20 protein-coding genes are annotated in these 22,448 nt (G+C 72.3%); 9 read left to right on the plus strand and 11 right to left on the minus strand.

Going from position 1 to position 22,448, the window contains the following annotated elements; all coding sequences use genetic code 11:
- Positions 1-49: 49 nt before the first annotated feature.
- Complete coding sequence (locus tag ACFHPP_RS06170; RefSeq protein WP_437162383.1) at positions 50-700, minus strand: hypothetical protein; 651 nt, start codon at positions 698-700, stop codon at positions 50-52.
- Between the two features lie 67 nt (positions 701-767).
- Positions 768-2,174 (minus strand): glutamate--tRNA ligase, encoded by a 1,407-nt coding sequence (gene gltX, locus ACFHPP_RS06175; protein ID WP_437162384.1) that lies wholly within the window; start codon positions 2,172-2,174, stop codon positions 768-770.
- A 117-nt stretch (positions 2,175-2,291) separates the two neighbouring features.
- Here gltX and ACFHPP_RS06180 point away from each other — a divergent pair, with 117 nt between their 5' ends.
- The gene (locus ACFHPP_RS06180) at positions 2,292-4,454 is read left to right on the plus strand and encodes a ComEC/Rec2 family competence protein (protein ID WP_437162385.1); all 2,163 of its coding nucleotides are present in this window, start codon (positions 2,292-2,294) and stop codon (positions 4,452-4,454) included.
- A 183-nt stretch (positions 4,455-4,637) separates the two neighbouring features.
- Here ACFHPP_RS06180 and lexA read toward each other — a convergent pair whose 3' ends face one another.
- The 6 genes from lexA to ACFHPP_RS06210 form a co-directional block, all read right to left on the minus strand.
- Positions 4,638-5,357: a transcriptional repressor LexA gene (lexA, locus tag ACFHPP_RS06185; RefSeq protein WP_437162386.1), complete on the minus strand. Its 720-nt coding sequence runs from the start codon at positions 5,355-5,357 to the stop codon at positions 4,638-4,640.
- 134 nt (positions 5,358-5,491) lie between these two features.
- Positions 5,492-6,697: a molybdopterin molybdotransferase MoeA gene (locus ACFHPP_RS06190; RefSeq protein WP_437162387.1), complete on the minus strand. Its 1,206-nt coding sequence runs from the start codon at positions 6,695-6,697 to the stop codon at positions 5,492-5,494.
- On the minus strand, positions 6,697-7,167 hold the full coding sequence (gene moaC, locus ACFHPP_RS06195; RefSeq protein WP_437162388.1) for a cyclic pyranopterin monophosphate synthase MoaC: 471 nt from the start codon (positions 7,165-7,167) through the stop codon (positions 6,697-6,699). The genes ACFHPP_RS06190 and moaC overlap by 1 nt, the downstream gene beginning before the upstream one ends.
- A gap of 2 nt (positions 7,168-7,169) precedes the next feature.
- Positions 7,170-7,985, minus strand: a complete 816-nt coding sequence (gene trpC / locus ACFHPP_RS06200; protein WP_437162389.1) for an indole-3-glycerol phosphate synthase TrpC — start codon at positions 7,983-7,985, stop codon at positions 7,170-7,172.
- Positions 7,982-9,022, minus strand: coding sequence for an anthranilate phosphoribosyltransferase (gene trpD / locus ACFHPP_RS06205; protein WP_437162390.1), 1,041 nt, complete (start codon positions 9,020-9,022; stop codon positions 7,982-7,984). Before trpD ends, trpC begins: the two co-directional genes overlap by 4 nt.
- A complete protein-coding gene (locus tag ACFHPP_RS06210) occupies positions 9,019-9,621 on the minus strand; it encodes an anthranilate synthase component II (protein WP_437162391.1) in 603 nt (200 codons plus the stop codon). Before ACFHPP_RS06210 ends, trpD begins: the two co-directional genes overlap by 4 nt.
- 130 nt (positions 9,622-9,751) lie before the next feature.
- Between ACFHPP_RS06210 and ACFHPP_RS06215 the strand changes: the two genes are divergently transcribed.
- Both ACFHPP_RS06215 and ACFHPP_RS06220 read left to right on the plus strand, forming a co-directional pair.
- Positions 9,752-10,723, plus strand: a complete 972-nt coding sequence (locus ACFHPP_RS06215; protein WP_437162392.1) for a Bug family tripartite tricarboxylate transporter substrate binding protein — start codon at positions 9,752-9,754, stop codon at positions 10,721-10,723.
- A complete protein-coding gene (locus ACFHPP_RS06220) occupies positions 10,720-11,922 on the plus strand; it encodes a mandelate racemase/muconate lactonizing enzyme family protein (RefSeq protein ID WP_437162393.1) in 1,203 nt (400 codons plus the stop codon). The genes ACFHPP_RS06215 and ACFHPP_RS06220 overlap by 4 nt, the downstream gene beginning before the upstream one ends.
- A 1,480-nt stretch (positions 11,923-13,402) precedes the next feature.
- Here the strand turns inward: ACFHPP_RS06220 and ACFHPP_RS06225 are convergent.
- The 3 genes from ACFHPP_RS06225 to ACFHPP_RS06235 form a co-directional block, all read right to left on the minus strand.
- Entirely contained in the window at positions 13,403-14,095 is a 693-nt protein-coding gene (locus ACFHPP_RS06225) for a hypothetical protein (RefSeq protein WP_437162394.1), read from the minus strand.
- A 107-nt stretch (positions 14,096-14,202) separates the two neighbouring features.
- Positions 14,203-15,708, minus strand: coding sequence for an anthranilate synthase component I (trpE, locus tag ACFHPP_RS06230; protein WP_437162395.1), 1,506 nt, complete (start codon positions 15,706-15,708; stop codon positions 14,203-14,205).
- On the minus strand, positions 15,705-17,606 hold the full coding sequence (locus ACFHPP_RS06235; RefSeq protein WP_437162396.1) for a SurA N-terminal domain-containing protein: 1,902 nt from the start codon (positions 17,604-17,606) through the stop codon (positions 15,705-15,707). The genes trpE and ACFHPP_RS06235 overlap by 4 nt, the downstream gene beginning before the upstream one ends.
- A 108-nt stretch (positions 17,607-17,714) precedes the next feature.
- Here ACFHPP_RS06235 and tpiA point away from each other — a divergent pair, with 108 nt between their 5' ends.
- The 6 genes from tpiA (at position 17,715) to eno (ending at position 22,420) form a co-directional block, all read left to right on the plus strand.
- Complete coding sequence (tpiA, locus tag ACFHPP_RS06240) at positions 17,715-18,449, plus strand: triose-phosphate isomerase (protein WP_437162448.1); 735 nt, start codon at positions 17,715-17,717, stop codon at positions 18,447-18,449.
- A 53-nt stretch (positions 18,450-18,502) separates the two neighbouring features.
- Complete coding sequence (gene secG / locus ACFHPP_RS06245; RefSeq protein WP_437162397.1) at positions 18,503-18,826, plus strand: preprotein translocase subunit SecG; 324 nt, start codon at positions 18,503-18,505, stop codon at positions 18,824-18,826.
- A 104-nt stretch (positions 18,827-18,930) separates the two neighbouring features.
- Entirely contained in the window at positions 18,931-20,565 is a 1,635-nt protein-coding gene (locus tag ACFHPP_RS06250; protein WP_437162398.1) for a CTP synthase, read from the plus strand.
- Position 20,566: 1 nt separating this feature from the next.
- Positions 20,567-20,731, plus strand: a complete 165-nt coding sequence (locus tag ACFHPP_RS06255; protein WP_437162399.1) for a hypothetical protein — start codon at positions 20,567-20,569, stop codon at positions 20,729-20,731.
- Positions 20,732-20,767: 36 nt separating this feature from the next.
- Entirely contained in the window at positions 20,768-21,073 is a 306-nt protein-coding gene (locus ACFHPP_RS06260; protein ID WP_437162400.1) for a hypothetical protein, read from the plus strand.
- 69 nt (positions 21,074-21,142) lie between these two features.
- A complete protein-coding gene (gene eno / locus ACFHPP_RS06265; RefSeq protein ID WP_437162401.1) occupies positions 21,143-22,420 on the plus strand; it encodes a phosphopyruvate hydratase in 1,278 nt (425 codons plus the stop codon).
- Positions 22,421-22,448: the final 28 nt, after the last annotated feature.

Consider the following 22,448-nt stretch of genomic DNA (forward strand, 5'->3'; position numbering starts at 1 on the left):
GTGAATGACATCAGGACCAATAAACCATCTGCCCAGATTTGCACCCTGATTAAACCGATTCGAGACCCGCGCGGCGGGCCCGCCCGGGAGGGCGAGGGGCAGGGGAAGCCTGCGCGGGCCGCACCTCCTCCAGCCGGCCCGCGACGGCGGCGGCAAGATCCTCGCCGGGCCAGAGACCTGCGCCGGGCTCGGCGCGCGGATCGGGTCGGCTGGTCAGCCGCTGCGCCAGCCGCACCAGGACGGCCGTCGGCAGCCGCACGGCGGCCTCGGCCTGGACCGGCGCGATCAACGCCATGCCATCGGGCTGCAGGCGGATGTTCACCAGGCCGAAAATGCCGGCGGCGCTGATGGCTTCGGCCAGTCGATGCGCCTCCATCCGGGCCGCTTCCTCGAAGGGTTCGCGCAGCAGGGTGGGAAGCTCGCCCGGCGGCAGGTCCAGAGCCAGGTTGCGCAGCGCCAGGCGGGTCGGCGTGCGGGCTCGGCCGAGGGGAAGCGGATGGGCAGGCCGCGGCGTCGGCGCCGCGGTGACCGGCTTCGGGAACAGCACGGCATGGCCCCACAGGCAGGCCATCACCGCCATGCCGGACAGCGCCACCTGCGTTGGCAGGGGAAGCCCCGACAGCCCGATGATGCCGGCGGCCCAGGCTGCAATGCCGAGCAGGGCCAGGGCCCAGTAGGCGAGTTTCGATCGGCCCGGCATGCCCACTCCGCAGTGACACCAAAAAATTACTGAGGTAGTAATTTTCTAGATGTCGCTTGCGTGAAGGTCAAGCCGTTGTCGTGCCTGCCGCGGTGCTGATCCGGCTCAATGCCTCCGTCTTGCCGAGCGCCACGAGGACCGCATCGATCGGCGGGCTCTGGGTGCTGCCGGTCAGCGCCACCCGCAGGGGTTGCGCCACCTGCCCAAGCTTGACGCCCTTCACCTCGGCATAGTCACGCAGCCACTGTTCCAGATCCGCCCGTTCCCACGGCGCCTCGGCCAGGAACTCGGCGAGGTTGGCAAGGCGCGCGCGCGCTTCCGGCGTCAGCAGCGCGGCGGCCTTGGCATCCGGCTCGGGCGCACCCTCGGGCACCGCGAAGAGGCAGGCCTCGGCGAGTTCCGTCAGCGTCTTCGCACGTGCCTTGAGGTCCGGCATCAGCATGCGGATGCGGCCCGCGGCCTCGGTCCCGAAGTCGATGCGCCGGCGGGTGAGGATCGCCAGCACCTCCCGCACCAGCCGGTCATCCTCCGCACCGCGGATATAGACGCCGTTCAGGTGCACCAGCTTGACGTAGTCCATGCGGGAGGCGGCGCGGCCGACATCCTTCAGGTCGAACAGCTCGATCGCGCGGTCGCGCGGCACGATCTCCTCGTCGCCATGGCCCCAGCCGAGGCGCAAAAGGTAGTTGCACAGCGCCTCCGGCAGGATGCCCATCTCGGCGAAGTCCAGCGCACCGACGGCGCCATGGCGCTTCGAGAGCTTCGAGCCATCCGCGCCATGGATCAGCGGGATGTGCGCGAAATGCGGCCGTCGCCAGCCCATCGCGTCATAGACCATGCACTGCCGGAAGGTGTTGGTCAGGTGGTCGTCGCCGCGGATGACATGGGTGATCGCCATGTCGTGGTCATCCACCACGACCGCGTGCAGGTAGGTGGGCGTGCCGTCGCTGCGCAGGATGATCATGTCGTCGAGTTCGGTGTGCGCGACGCGGACCTCGCCCTGCACCAGGTCCGCCACCACCGTCTCGCCGCCGCGCGGCGCCTTGATGCGGATGGCGCCGGGCAGGCTGGGGGCCTGGGTGGGGTCGAGGTCGATCCAGCGGCTGCCGTCATACTTGAAGGGGCGCTTGGTGGCCTCCGCCTCGGCGCGCATCGCCGCGAGTTCCTCCGGCGTGTCGTAGGCGAGGTAGGCGCGGCCGGCTGCGAGCAACTCGCGCGCCACCTCGGCGTGGCGGGCCTCGCGGTGGGTCTGCATCACGGGCGGCTCGTCCGGGCTGAGGCCGAGCCACTCGAGGCTGTCCAGGATCTGCCGTACGGCGGCCTCCGTGCTGCGCGCCTTGTCGGTATCCTCGATCCGCAGCAGGTACTGGCCGCCGTGATGGCGCGCGAACAGGTAGTTGAACAGCGCCGTGCGGGCGCCGCCGATGTGCAGGTAGCCGGTGGGGGAGGGGGCGAAGCGCGTGCGGACGGACATCTGGTTTCCGGGTTCCGGCAGAAGGTTCGATCAGCGGGATAGGTAGCCCGGAACGGCGGCCAGGCCAAAGACAGGACTTCGTTGCGTCTCCGGATGCGATGTTCCACCCTGGGTGGAATGTCCCTCGCGGTTTCCCCCCTTGTTCGCCCCGCGCCTGCCGAGCTTCTGGCGGGGCAGGTCGGCGCGCAGCATGGCCGCTACGCGCCCTGGCTGGCGGTGGCGCTGGGCGGCGGCATCCTGTGGTACTTCGAACTGGACCGGGAGCCGGAGGCGCAGCCGCTCTGGCTGGCAGCGCCCATGGCCTTGCTGGCGCTGTGGGTGGCGCAGCGGCAGGCCCTGGCCGGCTGGGCCCTGGGCCTGCTGACGGCGTTCCTGCTTGGCGCGGGCATGGCCGGCTGGCACGCGGCGCGGCAGGCGGAGCCGCTGGCGCTGCCCTATGGCGCGGTGGTCGCCTCGGGCCGCGTCGCGGTGGTGGAACCCTTGCCGGAGGGGGTGCGCGTGACGCTGGCGGCGGCGCGGCTGGATGACGCGGCGCCATTGGCCCGCCCGGTGCGGCTGCGGCTGCGGCGCGACGACCCGGCGCGGCCCGAGGCGGGCGACCGGCTGACGGTGCGCGCCCTGCTCCGCGAGCCTGGCGCGCCGGTGGTACCGGGCGGCTACGACTTCCAGCGCGCCGCCTATTTTTCCGGCCTGGGAGGGTCGGGCTTCGCGCTCGGGCCGGCGGCGGTGGCGCCGGGGCAGGGGGAGGACCTGGCCCGGCTGCGGGCGCGGCTCGAACAGGTGGTGACGGCGGCGATCCCCGGCGCGACCGGCGCGGTGGCGGCGGCGCTGATCACCGGCACGCAGAGCGGCATCCCGGAACCGGCCATGGTGGCGATGCGCGATTCCGGGTTGGCGCATCTGCTGTCGGTGTCCGGGCTGCACATGGCGATCGTCATGGGGCTGGTCTTCGGTGTGCTGCGGGCGGGGCTGGCGCTGGTGCCCTGGGTGGCGCTGCGGGTGCCGGGGAAGGCGGTGGCGGCGGTGGGGGCGCTGGCGGCGGGTGCCTTCTACATGCTGCTGACCGGGTCGCAGGTGCCGATGCAGCGCTGCCTCGGCATGGCGGCGCTGATGACTCTGGCGCTGCTCGCCGGGCGGCGGGCGCTGTCGCTGCGCGTCCTGGCGATGGCCGCCGCGGCGGTGCTGATGGTGGCGCCGGCGGAAGTGCTGGGGCCGTCCTTCCAGATGTCCTTCGGTGCGGTGCTGGCGCTGATCGCCGGGCATGATGCCCTGCGCCCCTGGCTGGCGCGGCCGGACCGTCAGCGGTACTGGTGGCGGCGCGGCCTGCTGCTGCTGGCGGGGCTGGTGCTGACATCCCTGCTGGCGGGCGCGGCCACCGCCCCCTCCGGCCTGCACCACTTCGGACGTTTGCAGGTGTTCGGGGTGCTCGCCAATGCGGTGGCGGTGCCGCTGACCTCCCTGCTGGTGATGCCGGCGGCGCTGGCGGCGGTGCTGGCGCTGCCGGTCGGGCTGCAGGACTGGCCGCTCTGGGCCATGGGGTGGGGGGTCGAGGGCATCCTGCTCGTGGCGCGGCGTGTGGCCGACCTGCCGGGCGCCGCGCCGGCCATGCCGCCGCTGCCGGGCTGGGGGCTGGCGCTGGCGGCCTTCGGATTCTGCTGGCTGTGCCTGTGGCGCGGCGGCCTGCGGCTGTTCGGGGTGCCGGTGATCCTGGCCGGCCTGGCGGCGGGCGTGGTCTCGCCACCGCCGGACCTGCTGGTGTCCGGCGACGCCCGGCTGGTGGCGCTGCGCACGGCGGAAGGGGTGTACCTCTACCGCGTCCCGGGCGCCCGCAACTTCGCGCGCGACAACCTGCTGCGGGCCATGGGCGCGACCCAGGCACTGGCGCTGCCGGAGCAGGGGGAGGTCGCGGGCGGCGCCGTTTCCTGCACGCCGGCCGCCTGCCGCTTCCAGCCAAGGCCCGAAAGCGCCGTCGCCGTGCTGCTGCGGGGACCACCGGCGCGGCGCGGCGAGCGCATGCCGCCCCTGGACCCCGGCCAGGCCTGCGGCCAGGCCGCGCTGGTCGTGGCGCTGGAGGCGATGGCGCCGCGCTGCCGCAGCGGCCTGGCCATCGACCGCTTCGCGATGTGGCGCGACGGCGCCCAGGCCGCCTGGCTCGGCGCGGAGGTCGTCATCCGCACCGACCGCGGCACCCGCGGCGACCGCCCCTGGGTGCCGCCGGTGCCGATGCCCGGCCGCGCCTCCGACCTGCCGCGCGCAACCATCGATACGGGGTCGCGTTAACCATGCCTTAGCCGGGCCGGATCCAGGATCCCCGGACAGGAAGGGCGGAAAGGACGCGGATCATGGGCATGGCATTGATGCTGGCCGCCGGAATGCTGAGCGGTGTCGTCGCAACCGCAGCGTGGCAGCGGCTGCACGCCTGGCGTTCGGCGCGCAGCCACGAATGGGACCCCTACTGAGCCTTCAGTAGCGGCGCAGCAGGCCGATCAGGCGGCCCTGCACCCGCACACGGTCCGGGCCGAAGATGCGGGTTTCATAGGCGCGGTTCGCCGGCTCCAGCGCCACCGAGTTGCCCTTGCGGCGCAGGCGCTTCAGGGTGACCTCCTGGTCATCGACCAGCGCCACCACGATCGCGCCGCTGTCGGCCGTATCGCCACGGCGGATGATGACGGTGTCACCGTCCAGGATGCCAGCCTCCATCATCGAATCGCCGGCGACCTCCAGGGCGTAGTGCTCGCCGCCGCTCAGCAGCGCGGCCGGCACGTCGATGCTGGCCGAGGTGTCGCGCAGCGCCTCGATCGGCATGCCGGCGGCGATGCGGCCGTACAGCGGCAGGGCGACGGACCCCGCCTCGTTCGCGGCCTTCTGCACGCCGGCAAGGCCGGGTGCGAAATGGCCCCGGATCACGTTGGGCGTGAAGGTCGGTGGTGCGGGTGCCGGCACGGCGTCCGCTCGGCGCGGCGCGACATTCTCCGGCAGGCGCACAACCTCCAGCGCACGGGCGCGGTGCGCGCGGCGCTTCAGGAAGCCACGTTCCTCCAGCGCCGTGATCAGGCGGTGGATGCCGGATTTGGATTTGAGGCGCAGCGCGTCCTTCATCTCCTCGAAGGAAGGCGAGAAGCCGGTCGCGCGCAGGTGCTTGTCGATGAACATCAGCAACTCGTGCTGCTTGCGCGTCAGCATGGCGTTCTCCAGCCGGTCGGGGGACCACGGGGTGCCGAACAAACGGGCAACCGGCATGGATGTTCTATGTAGGTTCCTGCGAAGCCGTCAAATCTTTTTCGCGGCCCTTGCCAAAAAACGCGCCGGGACGGGGCTCAGATGCCGAACTGGCCCAGCGGGATGGCCGGCACCTCGGCCCCCTTGGGCAGCGCCGGGGCCAAGGGTGGCCTCAGAATGAGCGCCTCCGCCCGCGCCAGGTTGGCCAGCATGGAACTGTCCTGCTGCGGGAAGGGGGTGGCGGTGACGTGGCCGGCCGAATCGGTGCCGAGCGTCGCCCGGAGATGATCGAATCGGCGGTCATTCGCCGCCAGATCGGCCCCGGCGCGGACCAGGATGGTGCGCGGCGCCGCGGCCGGCAGGCCGGACAGCACCGCGAGTGCCGGCAGCAGGAACTGCACGCCGCAGACCAGGGCGGAGACCGGATTGCCGGGCAGCCCCAGCACCGGCGTGGCGCCAAGCCGCCCCCAGATCAGCGGCTTGCCCGGCCGCATGGCGATCTTCCAGAAATCGAGCGCAAACCCGTCCCGGCCGAGTGCCGCCTGGATCAGGTCGTGCTCGCCCACGCTGGCGCCGCCCGTCGTCACCAACAGGTCGCAGCCGCGGGAGGCCGCGGCTGCGGCGGCGATGGCGTCCCGGTCATCGGCCACGATCGGCAGCACCAGCGGATCGCCGCCGCCGGCCCGCACCAGGGCGGCCAGCGCATGCGCGTTGCTGCTGACGATGCCGCCGGGCGGAATCGGCTCGCCGGGCAGGGCGATCTCGTCGCCCGTGGCCAGGATGCCGATGCGCGGGCGGCGATGCACCATCAGCCAGGGATGGTTGGCGGCAGCGGCGAGACCGATGTCGCGGGCCGTCAGGCGGCGGCCGGCGGGCAGCAGGATGTCGCCCGCGGTGAAGTCCAGGCCACGGCGGCGAATCCAGCGGTTCGGCGCGACGGCTTCCCGCACCGTCACCACGCCGCCGGCTTCCTCGGCATCCTCCTGCAACAGGATGCCATCGGCGCCGGGTGGGACGAAGCCGCCGGTGAAGATGCGCACGGCCTGCCCAGTGCCGACTTCGCCAGCGAAAGGATGGCCTGCCGGGGCGGCTCCGGTCACCGTCAGTCGGGCGCCCAGCACCGCATCGGCCGCGCGAACGGCATAGCCATCCATGGCGGAGACATCGGCCGGAGGCTGGGTCAGCCGGGCCGCGACCGGGTGCGCGAGCGTGCGGTTCCACGCCTCCGCCAACGCCACGGTCTCGGCGGCGGTGGGGCGCAGCGCCTCCAGGATCCGGGCGCGGGCCTCTTCCAGCGGGATCATCAGGACGCCTCGTAGGTCCCGGATTTTCCGCCGGATTTATGCACCAGCCGCACCGACTCGATCCGCATGCCGCGGTCGGCGGCCTTGCACATGTCGTAGATCGTCAGCGCCGCCACGGTCACCGCCGTCAGCGCCTCCATCTCCACCCCGGTCTGGCCGGTGACCTTCACCAGCGCCTCGATCTCCACCGCATCCGGCGCGGCGATGGCGAGGTCCACCGTGACCTTCGCCAGCGCGAGGGGGTGACACAGCGGGATGAGGTCCGCGGTGCGCTTCGCCGCCATGATCCCGGCGATGCGCGCCACGCCCAGCACGTCGCCCTTGCCGACCTGGCCGGCCTGGACCAGCGCCAGCGTCTCCGGCGCCATGGTGATGCGGCCGCGGGCGATGGCGGTGCGGCTGGTCTCCGCCTTGGCGGAGACGTCCACCATGGCGGCGGCGCCGGTGGCGTCGAAATGCGTCAGCGCCACCGCTAGATCGCCGCGATCAACTCGCGCGCCGCGGCGGCGACGTCGGGCTGGCGCAGCAGGTGCTCGCCCACCAGCAGGCAGCGGGCGCCGGCGTGGCACATGCGGCGGACGTCGTTAGGCGTGCGGATGCCGCTTTCGCCGACCGGGATGCGGTCCGCCGGGATCTGCGGGATCAGCTCCTCCGACGTCGCAAGATCGGTCACCAAGGTCTTGAGATTACGGTTGTTCACGCCTATCAGCCGCGTCTCCAGCCCGAGCGCCCGGTCCAGCTCCCGCTGGTCATGCACCTCCGCCAGCACCGCCATGTCGAGCGACCGGGCGATATCCTCCAGCTCCTGCGCCTGCTCATCCGACAGGGCGGCGAGGATCAGCAGGATGGCATCCGCGCCCATCGCGCGTGCCTCGAAGACCTGCCAAGGATGCACCATGAAGTCCTTGCGCAGCACCGGCAGGCTGCAGGCCGCGCGGGCTTCGACCATGTGGCCGAGGTCGCCCTGGAACCACGGGCCATCGGTCAGGACGGACAGGCAGGCGGCGCCGCCTTCCTCATAGGCGCGGGCCAGCGCGGCGGGCTCGAAGGGGTCGCGGATCAGGCCGCCGGAGGGCGAGGCGCGCTTGATCTCGGCGATCAGCCCGACGCGACCTTCGCCGACGGCGGCGCAGAGTGCGCCGGTGAAATCGCGCGGCGCATCGGCGTGGCGGGCCTGCGCCTCGACCTCCGACAGCGGCATGGCGGCGGATCGCTGGCGCACTTCCTCGTATTTGTCGGCGAGGATGCGGGCCAGCGTGTCGGAGAGGACGGGGGTGTGGACGTTCATCGGTGCGGGTGCTCGGCAGGGGGCGGCTCGGGGGGAGCGGCGGTGGCGGCGCGCAGGCGGTTCAGCACGGCAAGCGCCGCGCCACTGTCGAGGGCGGCGGCGGCCTGGGTCGCGCCGGCGCGGATGTCGTCCACCCGGCCGGCCACCACAAGGGCGGCGGCGGCATTCAACAGCACGCAATCGCGATAGGCGCCCGGCGCGCCTTCCAGCAGGGCCAGCAGTGCGGCGGCGTTTTCGGCCGGATCGCCGCCCTTCAGGGCGCTGGCCGGCGCGCGCGGCAGGCCGGCCTGTTCCGGGGCCACCTCGAATTCGTGAAGCCGGCCGTCGCGCAGTTCCACCACCTGGGAGGGGCCGGCGAGGGTCAGTTCATCGAGGCCCTGGCCATGCACCAGCCAGGCGCGTTCGGTGCCCAGGCGGGCCAGCGTCTCCGCCATCGGGCGCAGCCATTCCGGGGCGAAGACGCCAGTCATCTGCCGGGTGACGCGGGCCGGGTTCGCCAGCGGGCCGAGCAGGTTGAAGATGGTGCGCGTGCCGAGCTCGACGCGCGGCCCGGCGGCATGCCGCAGCGCGGAGTGGTGGCGCGGCGCCATCAGGAACACCATGCCGACCTCCGCCAGGATGCGCGGCAGCGCCTCCAGCGGCGTGTCCATCACCGGGATGCCGAGTGCCGACAGCGCATCGGCGGCGCCGGAGCGCGACGAGAGCGCCCGGTTGCCGTGCTTTGCCACCTTCACGCCGCAGCCGGCGACGACCAGGGCGGTGGCGGTCGAGATGTTCAGCGTGCCGGCGGCATCGCCACCGGTGCCGACGATGTCCATGGCACCGTCGGGCACGTCGACGGCCAGCATCCGGGCGCGCATGGCGCGGACGGCGCCGGTCATCTCCGCCACCGTCTCCCCGCGCACGCGCATCGCCATCAGCAGCCCGGCGATCTGGGCGGGCGTCGCCTCGCCGGCCATGATCATGCCGAAGGCGGCCTCCGCCTCGCTTTCCGCCAGTTTTTCGCCGGCGGCGAGGCGGGCCAGGATCTTCTTCATGCGGCCGCGGTCGGGGATGCGAAGGTGTTTCGGCGGCCGGCCAGGGCGAGAAAATTGCGCAGCAGGTCGTGGCCATGCTCGCTGGCGATGCTTTCGGGGTGGAACTGCACGCCCCACACCGGGAGGTCGCGATGCGCCAGGCCCATCACCAGGCCATCCGCGGTACGGGCCGTGGGCACCAGCGTCTCCGGCAGGTCCTCGACCACCAGCGAATGGTACCGCGTGGCGCGGAAGGGCGAAGGGATACCTGCAAAAATGTCGGTGCCGCCATGGGTGACGTCCCAGACCTTGCCATGCACCGGCTCCGGCGCCCGCACCACCTTCCCGCCGAAGGCCTGGCCGATGGCCTGGTGGCCGAGGCAGACGCCGAGCAGCGGCAGCCGCGCCTCCGCTGCCGCGCCGATCAGATCGAGGCAGATGCCCGCCTCGTTCGGCGTGCAGGGGCCGGGCGACAGCACGATCGCCTCCGGATCGAGCGCCATCGCGGCCTCGACCGAGAGGGAGTCGTTGCGCCGAACCTCAACCACCGCCCCAAGATCGCCGAGGAAGTGATAGAGATTGAAGGTAAAGCTGTCGTAGTTGTCGATCAGGAGGATCATGGTTCCGTGACTTTTGTCCCGGAGCGCGGGGGAATCAAGCCGGGGCAGGTCCGCGGGCGGCCGTCGGGGTTCCGCCGGCGTCACGACCGGGCCTAGGCTTCGACCCAAGAACGGGTTGGAGGACCCCCAGATGCACCAAATTCTGCGCCGATTGCTGCCCGCCATCGGACTCGCCCTGTTCGCGCCGGTCGTCCTGGCCGCCGACCTGCCGGACCGCCCGGTCCGCATCATCGTCCCATTCGCCCCCGGCGGCACCAGCGACATCGTCGCCCGCGTGCTGGCGGAGGCGGCCTCCGCCCACCTGCCGCGCGGCGCGGTGGTGGAGAACAAGGCCGGCGGCGGCGGCAACATCGGCGCGGCGGAGGCAGCCCGCGGCCCGGCCGATGGCACCACGCTGCTGCAATGCGCCTTCGGCCCCTGCGGCGCCAACCCGGCGCTGTATGCCAACCCGGGCTACGACCTGCTGCGCGACTTCGCCCCGGTGGTGCTGACCGGCGCGGTGCGCAACGTGATGGCGGTGCGGCGGGACCTGCCGGCGCAGAACGTCGCAGAGTTCATTGCCCTCGCACGTAGCCAGGCCGGCGGCGTCAGCTTCGGCTCATCCGGCGTCGGCGCCTCCAACCACCTCGGGCCTGAGCTGCTGCGGGCGGTGACGGGCATCGAGATGGTGCATGTGCCTTATCGCGGTTCCGGCCCCGCCATCACGGACCTCGTCGCCGGGCGGATCGACCTGTTCTTCGACAATCTGCCTTCCATCCTGCCGCACATCCGCGCCGGCAGCGTCCGCGCCCTGGCCGCGGTCAGCGACCAGCGGATCGGCGAATTGCCGGACGTGCCGACCTTCGCCGAGCAGGGCGTGCAGGGCATGGCGATCGATAGCTGGTTCGGCTTCATGGCGCCCGCCCGCACGCCGGCACCCGCCATCGCGGCGCTGAACGCGGCGTTCAACCAGGCGCTGGCGGACCCGCGCGTGCGGGCGCGCCTGACGGAACTGGCCGTGGCGCCGCTCGGCGGCACGCCGGAGTCAATGGGCACGCATGTCCGCGGCGAGGTCGCCCGCTGGGCGGATGTGGTGCGGCGGCAGGGGATTCGCGCGCAATGACACCATCGGCCATCACCTGCGTCCGCACCCTGCGGGTACCGGAACGCGCGAACATCCTGTGGGTCGAGATCGAGACGGCGGAGGGGCTGGTCGGCCTCGGCGAGAGTTTCCGCGGGGCGGCGGCGGTGGAGGGCCAGATCCATGAACTGGTCGCACCCTTCCTGCTCGGCCAGGATTCGCGGAACATCGAGCGCATCCACCGCCACCTGATGACGCCCTATGTCGGCTTCGGCGCCTCCTCCGCCGAGATGCGCGCCGCCTCGGCCGTCGACATCGCGCTGTGGGATTTGATGGGCCAGCGCCTCGGCGTGCCGGTGCATGAGGCACTCGGCGGGCTGAGCCGGGACCGCATCCGCGCCTACAACACCTGCGCCGGCTACGACTACAACAGCGCGCGGGACCGCCGCGACGTGCGCGCCGGGGAGAACGCCGCCGGCCCCTATGACGACCAGGTCGCCTTCATGCAGCGCGCCGACGAACTGGCGCATTCGCTGCTGGAGGAAGGCTTCACGGCGATGAAGATCTGGCCCTTCGACGTCTATGCGCCGGCTTCGGGCGGGCAGGTGATGAACCTCGACGACCTGAAGCGCGGGATGGAGCCCTTCGAGAAGATCCGGAAGGCGGTCGGCGACCGGATGGAGGTGATGGCGGAACTGCACAGCATCTTCTCGCTGCCCGCCGCGACCCGCATCTGCCAGGCGCTGGCACCCATCCAGCCCTTCTGGGTGGAGGACCCGATCTGCAAGATGGACGACACGGCGGCGCTGGTGGAGCTGCGCCGGGCCGTGCCTGGGGTGCCGATCTGTGCCAGTGAGACGCTGGGCGGCAAGGTCGCCTTCCGGGATCTTCTGGTGGCGGGTGCCACCGATGTGGTGATGGTGGACCTGACGTGGTGCGGCGGCCTGACGGAGGCGCGGAAGATCGCGGCGCTGGCGGAATCCTGGGCCCGGCCCGTGGCGCCGCACGATTGCACGGGCCCGGTGACGCTGGTGGCGAGCCTGCACTTCGCCCTGCATGCGGCGACGGCGATCTTCCAGGAGGTGGTGCGGGCGACACTCGCCACCTGGTACCGCGACCTGGTGACGGAGTTGCCACGGGTGGAGCGCGGCTTCTGCTACCCGATGCAGGGGCCGGGCCTCGGGACGAAACTGCAGCCGGATACGCGCCGGCGCGCCGCGATCCGCGAAAGCCGCGGCTGAACCTCGATACGGCGCTGGGCGGGGCGGCGCCGGACCGGCTGTTCCTGGCCTGCACGCTGTACCTGCTGCTGCCGGCGCTGATTTTTGCGGGCGGTTTTCTCTCCTGGCCCTGGGCGGCGGCCAGCCTGCTGGCCGGGCTGGCCGGCACGGCCCTGCTGCCGGGGTGGCGCGGCTGGCCGTTCGGCTGGCGCGCCACGCTGGCCTGCCTGGCGGGTGGCCTCGCCTGGGCCATCGGCAGCAGCGGCACGCACCACCTGCTGCATGCGCCGATGGACTGGCAGATTCGCGACGCGGTGCTGCGCGACCTCGCCACCCATCCCTGGCCGGTAGGCTACGTGGTGGGAGAGGCGACCTGGCTGTTGCGCGCGCCGCTGCACTACTACCTGCCGGCCGCGCTGGCCGGGCCCGAATGGGCCCAGGCCGCGCTGTACGTTTGGACGGCGCTCGGCCTGGCGCTGGTGCTGGCGCTGCTGGCCGGCTTGGCACGGCAGGTGGCGCCTGGGCGCCGCGGCGCCGCCGTGCTGGTGGCGCTGGTGTTCGTCGGCTTCGGCGGGCTGGACCTGCTGCCCAACCTCTGGCTCGACCTGACGGAGGGCGGGGGCCTCGCCGCCTATTGGGGGCGCGGCGGCGAGTGGTGGGCGCGAATCTTCCAGTACTCCGGCCATGTCACGCTGCTGCTGTGGGTGCCGAACCATGCGCTGGCCGGCTGGATCCCCATGCTGCTGCTGCTGCGCCACGGCAGGCGGCCGGAGTTCCTGCGCGCCGTCGCCCTGCCGCTGGCGGCGGCGGCGGGGTGGTCGCCGCTGGCGGCGCTCGGCGCGGGCGTGCTGACCAGCGTGGCGGTGCTGCCGGGTGGCGGGCGCCTGGTCCGCGCGGCGCTGCTCGGGCCGGTGAACTGGCTCGCGGTGGCGCTGGTGGTGCCGCTGGTGCTGTACCTGACGGCCGGCTCCGGCGGGATTCCGCACTGGGCCCTGCTCGAACGCCACGGCCTCGCGGTGCTGCCCCGGCTCGGGCTGTTCCTGGCGCTGGAGTTCGGCATCACGGCGCTGGCGGTGGGCCTGCTGCTGCGATCGCGGTTGCTGGCGGCGGGCCTGGTCCTGCTGGCGCTGCTGCCGTTCTACGTCTTCGGGCCGGGCAACGAGATGACGATGCGGACCGGCATCGCCGCGCTCGCGGTGCTGGCGGTGGCGGCCGGGCTGGCGCTGGCCGGAGCGGCGCCCGGCTGGCGGCGCGGCGTACTGGCCGTTGTGGTGGGGCTGGGGGCGGCGGGGCAGGCGATGGAAGCCAGCGTGCTGACCCACCGGCCCTGGCGCGCCAGCCGCGACTGCACGTTGCCGGAGGCCGCGGCGCAATCCGTCTTCAACGCGACGGACTGGTCGCACTACGTGATGCAGTGGCCGGAGGAAGGCCTGCGCGGCGTGTTGGCGCCGCTGCGGCTGGTGCCGCCGCGGTCAACGCCGGCCGCGCGCTGTTGGCGGGATCAGGCCGGAACAGTGCCCGGCAGCGGCGCGCCGGCATCGGCCAGCAGCGCCGGGCCATAGAGCCGCGGCACGTCGTTGTGCGGCGCGCCGGTCAGCACCACCCGCCAGCGCGGCCCGGCAAGGCCCGCAGCGCGGAGCCCGGCGGCGAGGCGGCGGGCCGGCGCTTCCGTGCCGCCGCCCGCCCGCGCCAGTACCACCAAGGCGGGCGGCGGCACCGCACCCCGCAGGCCAGCGCGCGCGACGGCCCAGCGCAGCAGCGGCGTGGGGTCGCCGTACAGCGCGTCGAACAGATGCACCTCGTCCACCCGCGCGCCGGAGGCCAGGGCCGCGCGCAACCCGCTGCCGCCGCCGGAATGCGCGGTCAGGACCAGGGCGGCGGGCGATGGGAAGCTCGTGCCGACCTCCGCCACCAGGGCCGCCATGCCACCGGGTGCCGCGAGGGCCGGCCAGTCGAAGCGGCCGGGCCGGCCCGGGATGGGGCGGCCGCGCGGCAGCAGCGCCAGGGTCGGCGGCTGGCGCGGCAGAACCAGGCCGCTGCCCGGCAGGCGGCCCTGCGCCAGGCGCAACGGCTCATCCGGCGCGGCGAAGCCGTGGAAATGGATGACGATGCGAAGGTTCGTGGCCGTGGCCGGGATGGCGTTCCAGCGCAGCACGCAGTCCGGCTCGCCGGCGATGCCGCCATGGCTGGCCAAGGCCGCGACATGGGGCAGGATGGCCTGGCCGGCGCTGCCGCCGGATCGGGCCGCGCCGGCGCAACCCGCCAGCGCCGGCAGCAGGGCCAGAGCGTGGCGGCGCCCGATCAGCGCCGCTGGGCGGCGAAGCGCACCGCTTCCTCCGCGGCGCGGAACAGGGCGCGGGCCTTCTGGTGGGTTTCCTGGAACTCGGCTTCCGGGTCGCTGTCCGCCACCACGCCGGCGCCGGCCTGGACGTGCATCTGGCCGTCCTTCACCAGGGCCGTGCGCAGCGCGATGCAGATGTCCATATCGCCATCGGCGCCGAAATACCCGACGCCCCCGGCATAGGCGCCACGCCGCGAAGGCTCCAGCTCCTCGATGATCTGCATCGCCCGCACCTTCGGCGCGCCCGACAGCGTGCCGGCGGGGAAGCCGGCGGCCAGGGCGTCCAGTGCATCGAGGCCCGGGCGCAGCCGGCCCACCACCTCCGACATGATGTGCATGACCTGGGAATAGCGCTCGACCTGGAATTTCTGGGTCACGCGCACGCTGCCGATCTCGGCGACGCGGCCGACATCGTTGCGGCCGAGGTCGATCAGCATCAGGTGCTCGGCCAGCTCCTTCGGGTCGGCCAGCAGTTCCGCCTCCAGGCGCTTGTCCTCCTCCGGCGTCGCGCCACGGGGACGGGTGCCGGCGAGCGGTCGCAGCTTCACCTCGCCATGCTTCACGCTGACCAGGATCTCCGGCGAGGCGCCGACCAGCGACAGGCCGTTCAGGTCCAGGAAGAACAGGTAGGGCGCCGGGTTCAGCCGGCGCAGCGCGCGGTACAGCGAAAATGGCGGCAGGCCAAAGGGCGCGGTGAAGCGCTGCGAGGGCACCACCTGGAACACGTCGCCGGCCGCGATGTACTCCTTCGCGCGCAGGACCGCCGCCTTGTAGCCCTCCGGCGTGAAGTTGGAGGACGGCGCCGGCGGCACCGGCAGGGCGGCGGGCGGTGCCGGGCGGGGCAGGGGGCGGTCCAGCGCGGCCTCGGCCTCGTCCAGCCGCGCCTGCGCCAGGTCCCAGGCCGCCTTCGGGTCCAGCCCCGCCTCGGGCCAGACCGGCGTCACCAGCGTCAGCGTGTCCCGCACATGGTCGAAGACGGCGACCAGCGTCGGGCGGATCATCACCGCCTCGGGAATGCCGAGCACGTCCGGATTGCTGTCCGGCAGGCGTTCCATGTGCCGGACCATGTCGTAGCCGAGATAGCCGAACAGCCCGGCGGCGATGGAGGGCAGGCCCGGCGGCATCGGCATCCGCGTCGCCTGCACCAGGGTGCGCAGGCTATCCAGTGGCGGGGCCGGGTCGGCCTCGAAGGCGTGCGGGGCGGACAGGGCGTGGCGGTTGATCTCGGCCTGTCCGCCGCGGCAGCGCCAGACCAGGTCCGGTTCCAGGCCGAGGGCCGAGAAGCGGCCGCGGGCGGCGCCGCCTTCCACCGATTCCAGCAGGAAGGCGTTGTGGCGGACCTGCACCAGGCGGAGATAGGCGCCGACCGGCGTATCCAGGTCCGCGACCCGCTCGCGGAACACCACCTGCCCCTGGCCGGCGGAAAGGCCTTCCGCGAAGGCCGCGAAGCTGGACAGCGCGCTCATGGGACGACCTGTTGCAGCAGGGCCGGGCTGATCTGCGGGTTGGCGCGGGCGCGCAGCGCGGCGACGTAGGCGGCGTTCAGATCGTCCGCCATCTGCTGCTGCGCGGTGCGGCGGGCATTGGCCAGGGCTTCCGCATCCGCCGCCGGATCGGCGCTGACCACTTCCACAAGCTGCGCCACCGCGAAGCCGGCCGGGGTCGGGACCATGGTCGGCTCGCCGGCGGAAAGGCCGAACAGCACCGGCAGCAATTCGCGCGGCACCGTCAGGCCGGGCGCGCCGGCTTCCGGCTGGCGGCCGAAGGGGCCCATGCGCTGGCTGGTGAAGCCGGCGGCGGCGGCGGCCTCCGGCAGGGGCTGCCCGCCGCGCACGGCGCCCAGCAGGGCCGCGGCGCGTTCTTCCTGGGCGCGGCGCCTGGCGTCGTTGGTCCAGGCGCGGCGCACCTCCGCCTCGACCTGCTCGTAGGGGCGCAGCGCGGCGGGACGGATCGCCTTCAGCTCTACGCCGAGAAAGCCCTCGGCCTCCCGCAATTCCTGCAGGCGCGGGGCGGCGCCCTGCTCGGCGGCGAAGATCAGGCGCAGCGCCTCGGAACGCGCGGCGGCGGGCACCGGCAGGATGGCGGGCAGGCCCTCCGCGTCGCGGCCCTGCGCATCGAGCGTCACGCTGGCGACGGTCAGGCCGAACTCCCGCGCCGCGGCGTCCAGCGTGGCGCCGCCGGCGAGCGCATCCTCCACCTGGTTGGCGCGGCTGAAGGCGAGGTCGGCGGCGCGCTCCAGGGCCACTTCCTGCCGCAGCCGGTCGGAGACCTCCGCCAGCGGGGTCGTAGTGCCCGGGGTGACGGCGGCGACGCGCATCACATGCCAGCCGAAGGGCGACTGCACCGGGTCCGTCACCCCGCCCGGCTGTGCGCCGAAGGCCGCCTCCGCCAGCGGCTCGATCGGCAGGTCGGCGCGCGGCACGTTGCCGATGGCGAGTGCCGCGCCGCCGGCGGCTGCTGCAGCCTGCTCGATGGCGGCGAAGTCCGGGTTGGCGCGCCAGGCGGCGGCGACCTGCCGGGCCGCGTCCTCCGTCGGCAGCAGCGCCTGCTGCAGGTCGCGGCGTTCCGCCACCTCGTACTGGGTGCGGCGAGCCTCATAGGCGGCGGCGACGTCGGCGTCCGAGACCTCGATCTGGTCGGCCAGCGTCTCGGCGTTCAGCACCGCGACGGTGGCTTCCCGCAGCGCGGGGGTGGAGAATTGTTCCGGGTTGTTGGCGTGGTAGCGCGTCAGGGCCGCCTCGGCCGGGGGTTCCGGGTCCGGCGCGCTGAGCAGGGGCAGTTCCACCACGTCTGCGATGCGGCGCTCGCGCTCGTAGCGAACCATGGCGCGGGCCAGCAGGTCCGGCGCCGGGGCGCCGGCGCGGACGGCACCGGACAGCTGGATGCGGCGCAGATCGTCGCGCACGATCTCGAGGAACTGCGCCTCCGTCAGGTTGCTCTGGCGCAGGAAGCTGTCGAGCGTCAGGCGGTCGAACTGGCCGGCGGTCTGAAAATTGGGGATGGCGAAGACATAGGCCTGCACGGCGGCATCCGGCGTGGCGAGGCCCAGGCGCTCGGCCTCCGCCCGCTGGGCGCGCTCCGCGATCAACTGTTCGATCGCCTGCATGGTGACGGCGCGGCGCAGCGGCTCCTCCGCCTCGAAGCTGGCGCCGAGCTGCTGCTGGACGCGCTGGAGTTCGCGCCGCGCCGCGGTCTGGGCCTCCGGCACCTCGATGTCGCCGCCGGCCATGCTGACCACGGCGGTCTCGCGGCCGAAATTGCGCACGGTGTCCTCGATGCCCCAGATGGCAAAGGACAGCACCAGCAGGACGAACAGGACCTTGGCGAACCAGGTCTGGGTGAGGTTGCGGAACCAGGTGATCATGAGGTTCGGGTAGCGCGGAACGGGTTCGGTTGCCAGGGGTCGGTTGCGTGCGGTTGGCGACGTTGCTAGGCGAGGGACGTCGATGAGGAGACCGTCGTGACCCCTGGCATCCGCCCCCTGATCGCCGGCAACTGGAAGATGCACGGCACGCTGCGCGAAGCCGGCGCCCTGGCCGAGGCGGTTCGCGCCGGGGCCACGGCAGGGCTGCCCGCGGACCTGCTGGTCTGCCCGCCCTTTCCGCACATCCATATCGTGGCGGCGGCGATGCTGGGCCAGACGGTGGCGGTGGGCGCGCAGGATTGCCACGCGGCGGGCAAGGGCGCGCATACCGGCGACGTCTCCGCCGCCATGCTGCGGGATATCGGCGCGACGCATGTGATCCTGGGCCATTCGGAACGCCGCGCCGACCATGGCGAGACCGATGCCGCCGTGCGCGCCAAGGTGGAGGCGGCGCTGGCCGCGGGCCTGGTGCCGGTGGTCTGCGTCGGCGAGACGGAGGCGCAGCGCCTGGCGGGCGAGGCGGAGGCGGTGGTCGAGGGCCAGTTGGCCGGATCGCTGCCGGATGGCTTTGCCGGCATCGTCGCCTATGAGCCGGTCTGGGCCATCGGCACCGGGCGGACGCCGACGGAGGATGATATCGCCGCCATCCACGGCACCATCCGCGCCGCGCTGGTGGCGCGCTTCGGGCCGGCGGGGCAGGCGACGCGCATTCTGTATGGCGGCTCGATGAAGCCGGGCAACGCCAAGGCGATCCTGGCGCTGGCCCATGTCGATGGCGGGCTGGTGGGCGGCGCGAGCCTGGTCGCGGCGGATTTCCTGGCCATCGCCGCCGCGGCCGGCTGAGGCCTTCCAGGCCGCTGGCCTTCCGCACCGCAACGGGCTAGAGAACCGCCGCCATGACCTCCATCCTCCTCGTCGTCTTCCTGCTCGTCACCCTCGCGCTGATCGGGGTCATCCTCGTGCAACGCAGCGAAGGGGGTGGGCTTGGCATTGGCACCTCCCAGGGGATGGGCGGGTTCATGTCCGGGCGTGGCACCGCCAACCTGCTGACCCGCACCACCGCGGTGCTCGGCACGATCTTCATGGCGCTGGCCCTGGTGCTGGCGATGCTCGGCCGGAACGAGGCGCCGCGGGGGTCGATCCTGGATGCGCCGGCTGGCGGCGTCCCGGCCACCTCGGCGCCCGCGGTGCCGGCCGTCCCGACCGTCCCGAACAACTGAGCCTACCCGCCCCGGCGTCCCGCGCCGGGAGCATGCCTGTCCAAACCGGTTCCACATGCCGGGCGGCTTTCCATGGCCGCCTGGCTTCGCTATGAGGGGCGTCCATGACGCGGTTCGTATTTGTCACCGGCGGCGTGGTCTCCTCCCTCGGCAAGGGCATCGCGGCGGCATCGCTGGGTGCGCTGCTTCAGGCGCGCGGCTACAAGGTGCGCCTTCGCAAGCTCGACCCCTACCTCAACGTCGATCCGGGCACCATGAGCCCGTACCAGCATGGCGAGGTCTTCGTCACCGATGACGGGGCGGAGACCGATCTCGACCTCGGCCATTACGAGCGCTTCACCGGCGTCGCCGCCAGCAAGCTCGACAACTGGACCACGGGGCGGATCTATTCGGACGTGATCGCGGCGGAACGGCGGGGCGACTACCTCGGCGGGACGGTGCAGGTGATTCCGCACATCACCGACAAGATCAAGGACGTGATCCAGGCGGAGACGGACACCTACGACTTCGTCCTGGTCGAGGTCGGCGGCACCGTCGGCGACATCGAGTCGCTGCCCTTCCTGGAAGCCATCCGGCAGCTGGCGAACGAACTGGGCCCGACCCGCAGCCTGTTCATCCACCTGACCCTGGTGCCCTACATCCCCTCCGCCGGGGAGCTGAAGACCAAGCCGACGCAGCACAGCGTCAAGGAACTGCTGGGCGTCGGCATCCAGCCGCAAATCCTGCTGTGCCGCTGCGACCGGCCGATCCCGGAGAATGAGCGCCGCAAGATCGCGCTGTTCTGCAACGTGCGTCCCGAATCGGTGATCCCGGCCTATGACGCCGACAGCATCTATTCCGTGCCGATCAGCTACCACGCGGAGGGCCTGGACCGCGAAGTGCTGCGGCACTTCAACCTGTCCTTCTACGGCGAGCCGGACATGCGGCGCTGGGAGCGGATCGTGCAGTCGATCCGCGCGCCGGAGGGCGAGGTCTCCATCGCCGTCGTCGGCAAGTACACGAACCTTCTCGACAGCTACAAGTCGCTGGCCGAGGCGCTGGCACATGGCGGCATCGCCAACAAGGTGAAGGTCCGGCTGAACTGGGTCGACAGCCAGGTCTTCGAGGCCGGCGACGAGGAGGCGGTGAAGCAGCTGGAGGGCGTCCACGGCATCCTGGTGCCGGGCGGCTTCGGCGAACGCGGCTCCTCCGGCAAGATCGAGGCGGTGCGCTTCGCCCGCGAGCGCAAGATCCCCTTCCTCGGCATCTGCTTCGGCATGCAGATGGCGGTGATCGAGGCGGCGCGGAACCTGGTCGGCCTCAAGGCCGCCTCCTCCACGGAATTCGGCACGACGCCGGAGCCGGTGGTGGGGCTGCTGACCGAATGGGCCCGCGGCAACCAGGTGGAAAAGCGCAGCGCCGGTGGCGACCTGGGCGGCACGATGCGGCTGGGCTCCTATGTCGCCAAGCTGGCCGAGGGGTCGCTGGTGCGGGAGGTGTATGGCGCGCCCGAGATCACGGAACGCCACCGCCACCGCTTCGAGGTGAACGTGACCTACCGCGACCGGCTGGAGGAGGTCGGCCTGCGCTTCGCCGGCATGTCGCCCGATGGGCTGCTGCCGGAGATCGTCGAGGTGCCGGACCACCCCTGGTTCATCGGCGTGCAGTTCCATCCCGAGTTGAAGTCGAAGCCGTTCGAGCCGCACCCGCTGTTCAAGGGCTTCATCGGGGCGGCCGTGAAGCAAGCGAGGCTGGTCTGACATGGACGAGAAGGCGCGGCTGCGGCGGTTCGGGATCGGGATGGCGGTGACGCTGGCCGTCACCGTGGTGGTGGGTGCGGTATTCGGCTCCCTCGCGGTGCCGCTGTCCTTGGCGATCGGCCTGGGCATCACCCTGCTGCTGGGCGGCGGCCGGTCCCGCGGTTAAGCCGGCGGTCACCGGTTCCGGGCGTTACTGCGCGCCATGCGGACCCTGCACGGCGCCACCGGCGTCGAAGCCTACCTCTATGAGCCTGGCGACCTGGTGCGTCTGACGCGCCCGGAGGGCGGCAGCGTCAGCACCGCCAGGCCGGGCGACTGGGGCCTGGTGACGCGGGTGCACCCCTGTGGTGCGCTCGACCTGAAGCTGGCCGGCTACAGCCGGGCCAAGGATTCGGTGCTGACCCGCGCGGTGGCGGTGCCCTGCGGGCGGGTGGAGCCCTGCGACCGCGCGGGCCTGCCGCTGCGCCGTGGATTCGCCGCGGTCTGGGACACGCGTCGGCCGCGCTGACAGGGGCCGTCTTGCCGGCCGGGCGATACACGGTTAAGCGCGGCGCAACCCCACCGCCCGGAGTGCCCCATGGCCGCCATCGTTGACATCATTGCCCGCGAGGTCCTCGACAGCCGCGGCAACCCGACCGTGGAGGCCGAGGTCATCCTGGACAGCGGCGCCGTGGGCCGCGCCATCGTCCCCTCCGGCGCCTCGACCGGGGCGCATGAGGCGGTGGAGCTGCGCGACGGCGACAAGGCCCGCTACGGCGGCAAGGGCGTGACCCGCGCCTGCGGCCATGTCGAGGGCGAGATCTTCGACGCGATCGGCGGCATGGACGCGGCCGAGCAGGTCAAGATCGACGAGACGATGATCGAGCTGGACGGCACGCCGAACAAGTCCCGCCTCGGCGCGAACGCCATCCTGGCGGTGAGCCTCGCCACCGCCAAGGCGGCGGCGGCGGATCTCGACATGCCGCTGTACCGGTATGTGGGCGGCGTCTTCGCCCGCACCCTGCCGGTGCCGATGATGAACATCATCAATGGCGGCCAGCACGCGGACAACCCGATCGACATCCAGGAATTCATGATCATGCCGGTCGCCGCCGGCACGGTGGCGGATGCCGTGCGGATCGGCTCGGAAGTGTTTGCCCAGCTCAAGAAGCAGCTGCACGCCGCCGGCCACAACACCAATGTCGGCGACGAGGGTGGCTTCGCGCCGAACATCGGCAGCGCCGAGGAAGCGCTCGGCTTCATCAGCAAGGCCTGCGAGGCCGCCGGCCACCGGGTGGGGGAGGATATCCTGTTCGCCCTGGATGCCGCCGCGACCGAATTCTTCAAGGACGGCAAGTACGTCATGCAAGGCGAGGGCAAGACCTTCGAGTCCGGCCAGATGGTCGACTACCTCGACGGCCTGGTGAAGAAGTTCCCGATCGTGTCCATCGAGGACGGCATGTCCGAGGATGACTGGGAGGGCTGGAAGCTGCTGACGGAGCGGCTGGGCGCCAAGGTCAACCTGGTGGGCGACGACCTGTTCGTGACGAATACCGAGCGCCTGCGCCGTGGCATCGAGACCGGTACGGGCAACGCCATCCTGGTCAAGGTCAACCAGATCGGCACGCTGACGGAGACGCTGGAGGCGGTGGAGATGGCGCAGCGCGCCGGCTTCAAGGCGGTGATGAGCCACCGCAGCGGCGAGACCGAGGACTCGACCATCGCGGACCTCGCGGTCGCGACGAATTGCGGACAGATCAAGACCGGCTCCCTGTCCCGTTCCGATCGTACGGCCAAGTACAACCAGTTGATTCGTATTGAACAGGACCTCGGCGCCGCGGCGCGATACGCTGGGCGGAGCGTCCTGCGCCGCTGAGCCTGCCGTTTCCGCTTTACAGGGGCGG

The sequence above is a fragment of the Falsiroseomonas sp. E2-1-a20 genome (assembly GCF_051433195.1).
Lineage (GTDB): Bacteria > Pseudomonadota > Alphaproteobacteria > Acetobacterales > Acetobacteraceae > Falsiroseomonas.